The organism is Bifidobacterium biavatii DSM 23969 (assembly GCF_000741165.1).
GTDB classification, from domain to species: domain Bacteria; phylum Actinomycetota; class Actinomycetes; order Actinomycetales; family Bifidobacteriaceae; genus Bifidobacterium; species Bifidobacterium biavatii.
On sequence record NZ_JGYN01000025.1, the window covers coordinates 36848 to 42847 of the forward strand.

Here is a 6000-nt window from a genome sequence, read left to right on the forward strand (position 1 = left end):
CGGAACGTCCGGCGCGACCGGCGCTCCGGCGCTCACTCGTCCTGATCGCAGCAGCAGTGGTCCAGCGTCTCGCGCAGCCGGCGCATCAGGCATTCGGGCGCAACGTCCGGGCGCAGATAGGCGCGCAGTGACATGATGATCGCGCGCTCGCGCTCGTCGCAGCACGTGTTCGGGTCGAAGCATGCGTCGCCCGATGCCGGCGATGCGGCCGACGCGACCGGCTCCCCCGGATCGCCGGCGCCGGCGAGCGCGTCCGGGCTGATGCCGGTTTCGGTGACGTGCACGTCGGTGCGCACGATCGTGCCGTCGGCGGTCCGCCGCGTCACCGCAATGTGGCTGTGACGCTCGATGTGCTCGCTCATGACCGCTCCTTCCGTTCAGTCTTCTTCCCGGTTCCATTATCGCCGTCGCCGTCGCGATTCGCGGACAGTGAACCATGCGCGGTATCGGGCGAACCGCCCGCCGCCGCACCGTATCCGCGTTCGCGCGCGTATGCGGCCAGTTCGCGCTTGAGCTGCGTGCGAGCGCGGTTGAGACGGCTCATCACGGTGCCGATCTTCACGCCCTGCTCGTCGGCGACCTGCTGGTAGGTTTTGCCGTCGATCGCCGTGTCGATGAACACCTGCCGGCGTTCCGGGGACAGATGCGAGAGCGCCTTCATGATCTCCTCGGGCGCGAACGTGTCGAGATACTCCTGCTCGGCAGATTTGAGCCCTTCGGACGAATGCTCGGATGCGGAGTAGATGTCCCAGTCGTCGTATTCGCCGGTGGAGTCGTTGGCTCGCTGCGGGCGACGCTTGGCCTTCGCGTACTGGTTGAAGTAGGCGTTGCGTTCGATGGTGGTCATCCACGCCTCGAAATTGGAGTTCGGATCGAACGAGTCGAACGCCTTGAAGCCGCGCTCGAACGTGTCCTGCACGAGGTCCTGCGCGTCGTCGGTGTTGTTGGTGAGCTTCATGGCCTGCCGGTAGAGGGCGTCGACCGCGGGCATGGCGAGGCGCTCGAACCGGGCGCGTCGTTCCGCCATCGTTTCATGCTGCTGCTCGTGTTGCTCGTTTGTCACGTCTCCCCATTGTAGCGACGGCCCCACGTTCCGGCCGAAACCACGCGCCGGACGCCACGCCCCGGCCCGTCCGCCACCGAACATGCACATGTCCGACGGTAGAATGGCTAGTCGGTAACGACAAAGGGAGAATCACATGACTTTGACGCTGCGATCGGCCGCTCGGCTGCTCGACGAACATCATCTGCTGCGCGAGATCATCGCCGGGGATCTGTGGACGCTTGACGCGACGCAAGTGACCGGCAGCGACGAGCCGTTCGCCGACGTCACGTACGACACGCGCAGCGTCGGCGACGGCACGCTGCTGTTCTGCAAGGGCAATTTCAAGCCGGAGTATCTGCGCGGCGTCGACGATCGCGGATTGGCGGCGTACGTGGCCGAAACCGACTTCTCGTCCGCGACGCGTGCTCCCGGACTGATCGTGGACGACGTGCGCAAGGCGATGAGCCTGCTGTCCGCCGAGTTCTTCGGTCGCCCGCAGGACGAGCTGACGGTGATCGGCATCACCGGCACGAAAGGCAAGACGACGACCGCATATTTCGCGCAGGCCGTGCTCAACGCGCACTCCGACGGGCGATGCGCACTGTTCTCCTCCGTCGACAATTGCCTGGACGGCCATACGTACGCCGAATCGGCCCTGACCACGCCGGAAAGTCTCGACGCGTTCCGCATGATGCGCGAAGCCGTGTCCAACGGCATGCGCTACCTCGTCATGGAGGTTTCCTCGCAGGCGTACAAGGTGGATCGCGTGTACGGCCTGACGTTCGACGTGGCCGCATTCCTCAACATTTCCCCCGATCACATCAGCCCGATCGAGCATCCCACGTTCGAGGACTATCTGCACTGCAAGCGGCAGATCGCGTACAATTGCCGCGCGCTCGTGCTCGGCGAGGACTGCGATCATGCGGATCTGATCCGTCAGGATGCGGCGCGTGCCGGCGTGCCGGTCACCGCGTTCGCGCTGCGGGACGACCGTGACGCCGGCTCCGCCGTCGATTTTGCCGCAGTGCCCGATCCTTCCGATCCGACGAAGTACGTATTCCTTGACCATGGAACGCAGGTCGGCGATTTCGCACTTGAGCTTGAAGGCGGGTTCAACGCGGCGAATGCGGCCACGGCGATCGCGCTGACTCGACTGGCCGGTGTGCCGGCCGACTCCCCCGCGTTCGCCGCGATCGGCCATGTGCGCATTTCCGGGCGCATGGAACGGTTCGAGGATCCGAACGGAGGCGTCGTCGCCTATGTCGACTACGCGCACAACTACGTGAGCACCAAAACGCTGGTCGATTTCGTGCTGCGCAAGTACGCCGACCGTAATCCGAAGCTGGTGCTGGTGACCGGTTCGGTCGGCGACAAGGCCGTGGACCGCCGTCAGGGCATCATCGATGGCGCGCAGGACCATGTCGACCGGATCATCCTCACGTCGGAGGACACGGTGCATGAACCGATGACCGCCATTCTCGACGAAATGCGCGGCTACATCACGAATCCGCGGGTCTCGTGCAGCATCGTGCTCGACCGCGTCGCAGCCATCGAAACCGCGGTGGCCGAGGCTCGCACGGACGCTCAAGCCGGCCGGTTCACGGTGCTGCTGGTCATCGGCAAGGGCGAGGAGCGGTGGATCAAGGTCAACGGCAAACACGCGCCGTACGAGGGCGACGGCCACGTCATCCGCCGCCTGTTCGGCATCGAACGGCACTGACCTTCGCCGCTTTCCGCCCGCCTGACCCAACGTCAGACCGGTCGTCATTCGTATTATCATCGTCACCATTCATCGTCATCATTCATCGTTACAAGGAGCATCATGATCACGCTGGAAGCCGTCACCCCCGCCGCTTTGGAATCGTCCGCCACGGCGTTGGGCGTGAACCTGCCCATCGAGCAGACCGCCGTCTGGGCCGCCTATCAGGCCGACATTGAGGGGCGCACGCCGTGGGGAGCGTATCTGATCAAAAAGGACGGCGAAACGGTCGCGTTCATTTCGCTGATCGACTTCGAAACGCACGGATACCACTATCTGCGCTCGGTGCACGGCCCAACGTGGGTCGCTAAGCCGAGCGAGGCCGACGAGCGGGAAACCGTCGACGTTCTGGCCAAGGCTGTGCACGAGAAGGACGGCAAGGTCACGTTCCTGCGCATCGACCTGTGGTATGCGGCCGGCACGGTTCCGGTGCTGTCCACGGTGCCGTACGACCAGACCGTGGTGATCGACGTGACCGGCGGCGACGACGCGATCCTGACACGCATGAAGCGCCGCGGCCGCCGCGACGTGCGCAAGGCGCTGCGCGAATGCCCCGCCGAATGCGCGGACGAGACGACGCAGGCGATGGCCGATTTCAGCGAATACTACGACGTGATGGTCGAAACCGGCAAGCGCGACGGGTTCGTTCCCGCGCCGATGAGCGACTATTCGGACATGATCGGCGCGCTCGGCGCGGATCATTGCCGCGTGTTCGCCGCGCGCATCGACGGCCGCGTGGTCGCATGGTCGATCGTAACAGTGAACGGGACGCACGCCGTGCGCTACTACGCCGGCATGCGCAGCGAGGTGATGCGCCTGCACGTGACCGACAAACTGCTGTATCAGGAGTGCTGCATACTCGGCTCGCAGGGCATCACCGCATACGATCTGATGGGCATCGGCTCGGATTTCGCGCCGTCGCTCATGGGCCTCAACGAGTTCAAGACCAAGTTCACCGAGGAGGTCACGCCGGTGGCTCCGGGCCGTGACGTGCCGATCAAGAAGGCGTTCTACGCGACGCTGAGCGCCGTGCAGAAGGTGCGCAAGTCGCTGCGCAAGTAACGGCGCGTGAGCCGTGCGCGCGTGTCGGTGCAGTGCACGTGCATACAACAAGGGCGGGCGGATCCGATATTGGAATCCGCCGCCCTTGTTGTATTGGCGGCGATCAGTCGCGATCGGCGAGCTTCTGGCTGACGACCGCCGTCACGCCGTCCGCGCGCATGGTCACGCCGTACAGCGCGTCGGCGATGGCCATCGTGCGCTGCTGATGCGTGATGACGATGAGCTGCGCGTGCGCGCGCAGCTGGTCGAGCGCGTCGAGCAGGCGGGTCAGGTTCACGTCGTCGAGCGCCGCCTCGACCTCGTCCATCACGTAGAACGGGCTGGGTCGCGCAGTGAAGATCGCAAACAACAGTGCGAGCGCGGTGAGCGAACGTTCGCCACCGGACAGCAGGCTCAGCTGTCTGACACGCTTGCCGGCCGGGCTTGCCTCGACGATCACGCCCGTGGAGAGCATGTCGGCGGGGTTTTCGAGCCGCAGGCGGCCGGTGCCGCCCGGGAACAGCGTGGCGAACACCTGCTCGAACGCGGCGGCCGTGTCCTCGAACGCGCTGCGGAACACGTCGACCATCGTCCCGTCGAGGTCGCGGATGAGCTGCATGAGGTCGTCACGAGACTTGGCCACATCGTCGCGCTGCCCCTTGAGATACCGGTTGCGCGCCTCGAGCGCCTCGTATTCCTCGGTGGCCAGCGGGTTGACCTTGCCGAGGGCGGCGAGGTCGCGCTTGGCCTGTTCGAGCCGCTTGAGCTGTTCCTCGCGCACGTACGGGACGGTGTTCGCTACGTCGTCACTGTCACCGCCATCGTCATTGCCGTCGGACTTGCCGACACCGCCAACGGCGATCACCGGCACGGGTACGTCCGGACCGTAATCGCGGATCAGTTCGTCGACGCCGAGGCCAAGCTCGTCGGACACGCGCCGTTCGATCTGCTCGCATTCGGCGGCGTACCGTTCACGGTTCACATCGAGCACATGCTCGCGTGCGGTCAGGTCGGTGACCTTCGGCTCCAGTTCGTCGCGCCGCGCGCGCAGCGTCCTGAGCTCCTCGTCGTGGCTGGACGCAGCCGCCTGCAGGGCGTCGCGGCGTGCGGCGGCGGCATCGATCGACTTGTTGGCCAGTTCGGCGACGGCGAGCGCGTCGGCGGACACGCGGCCGGCGTGCGCGGCCTGCGCGCGTCGGCGTTCGTTGGACTGCGCAATGCGGGCGCGCCGTTCGGCGGCTTGTCTGGCCTGATCGTGCAGCAGTCCGGCCTGTCGCGCGTACGATTCGGCTTTGCGCTGCGCGTCGGTCCACGCGATTTTGGCCGCGACCTCGTGTTCGCGTGTGATGTCGAGCGCGGCTTCCAGCTCGTGTTCGCGAGCGTCGAGTTCGTCCGAATCGGCGGTGCCGTCGGCGGACGACTGCGCGGCGGCAAGCGCGCGATTCAGATCGTCGACTTTGAGCCGGTGCGCGTCGCCGTCGTTCTTGGCTGCGGCGAGACGGTTGTCGAGTTCAGTGAGCTGACGTTCGAGTCCGGCCGCGCGTCCGGCCGCGGCCTGCAGCGATTCGGCGGTCTGCCGTGCTTTGACACGGCGTTCGGTGCATGCGGCGGATGCTTGGTCGACGGCGAGCCGCAGGTTGTCGCGTTCGGTGCGGGCTCGTTCGGCGTCGGTTTCGAGGGTTTCGGCCTGCGTGGTCAGTTCGCGCACCTGCTGGAGCGCCTTGTCACGGCGGGCGGCCAGTGATAGGTCGCTTTGCGAGAGGGACGAGCCGCCGACCGCGCCGACCGCGTTGACGATTTCGCCGGCCTTGGTGACGGCTTGCGCGTAGCGGGGTTCCGTCCGGCCGTTCAGGCTGTTCGGATCGTCGGCCGCATCGGGGTCGATCGTGACGGCGGCGATGGCCTCGTCGAGTGTGTCGACGGCGGCCACGTCGGCGAGCAGCACGCGCACGGCCCGGGCCACGCCGGCGGCCTGCGCCGCGTCCTGCGCATCGGGGTTCGGGGCGATCAGGTGGGACGCGCACATACGTTCCCGCGCATCGTCGGCCATGCCGTCGTCGTCCCGATCTTCCCCGGCCTGCGCTCCGCCGATCGGCGTGAGCACGACGGCCTTGCCGAGCCGGTCCTCGCGGGCGCGGTCGAGCGCGTGCGCGAG

At 66.4% G+C, this 6000-nt stretch carries 5 protein-coding genes; 2 read left to right on the plus strand and 3 right to left on the minus strand.

All coding sequences use genetic code 11. The features are described 5' to 3' along the window. Window positions 1-32: 32 nt before the first annotated feature. Together BBIA_RS09055 and BBIA_RS09060 are read right to left on the minus strand one after the other, a co-directional pair. Complete coding sequence (locus BBIA_RS09055; RefSeq protein WP_033494874.1) at window positions 33-362, minus strand: hypothetical protein; 330 nt, start codon at window positions 360-362, stop codon at window positions 33-35. Beyond that, window positions 359-1027: a sigma-70 family RNA polymerase sigma factor gene (locus tag BBIA_RS09060; RefSeq protein WP_081892213.1), complete on the minus strand. Its 669-nt coding sequence runs from the start codon at window positions 1025-1027 to the stop codon at window positions 359-361. The genes BBIA_RS09055 and BBIA_RS09060 overlap by 4 nt, the downstream gene beginning before the upstream one ends. A gap of 172 nt (window positions 1028-1199) precedes the next feature. On the opposite strand from BBIA_RS09060, the gene BBIA_RS09065 reads away from it, so the two are divergent. Together BBIA_RS09065 and BBIA_RS09070 are read left to right on the plus strand one after the other, a co-directional pair. Continuing rightward, on the plus strand, window positions 1200-2765 hold the full coding sequence (locus tag BBIA_RS09065) for a UDP-N-acetylmuramoyl-L-alanyl-D-glutamate--2,6-diaminopimelate ligase (RefSeq protein WP_033494876.1): 1566 nt from the start codon (window positions 1200-1202) through the stop codon (window positions 2763-2765). Window positions 2766-2867: 102 nt separating this feature from the next. After that, window positions 2868-3866, plus strand: coding sequence for a lipid II:glycine glycyltransferase FemX (locus tag BBIA_RS09070; protein WP_033494878.1), 999 nt, complete (start codon window positions 2868-2870; stop codon window positions 3864-3866). 103 nt (window positions 3867-3969) lie between these two features. Here BBIA_RS09070 and BBIA_RS09075 read toward each other — a convergent pair. Next, the coding region (locus BBIA_RS09075; RefSeq protein ID WP_035138298.1) for an AAA family ATPase at window positions 3970-6000 on the minus strand (2031 nt) is incomplete at its 5' end.

Coding starts and splice junctions, on each gene's coding strand:
- BBIA_RS09055 (WP_033494874.1), bottom strand. CDS start 362: ATGAGCGAGCACATCGAGCGTCACAGCCACATTGCGGTGACGCGGCGG.
- BBIA_RS09060 (WP_081892213.1), bottom strand. CDS start 1,027: ATGGCGGAACGACGCGCCCGGTTCGAGCGCCTCGCCATGCCCGCGGTC.
- BBIA_RS09070 (WP_033494878.1), top strand. CDS start 2,868: ATGATCACGCTGGAAGCCGTCACCCCCGCCGCTTTGGAATCGTCCGCC.
- BBIA_RS09065 (WP_033494876.1), top strand. CDS start 1,200: ATGACTTTGACGCTGCGATCGGCCGCTCGGCTGCTCGACGAACATCAT.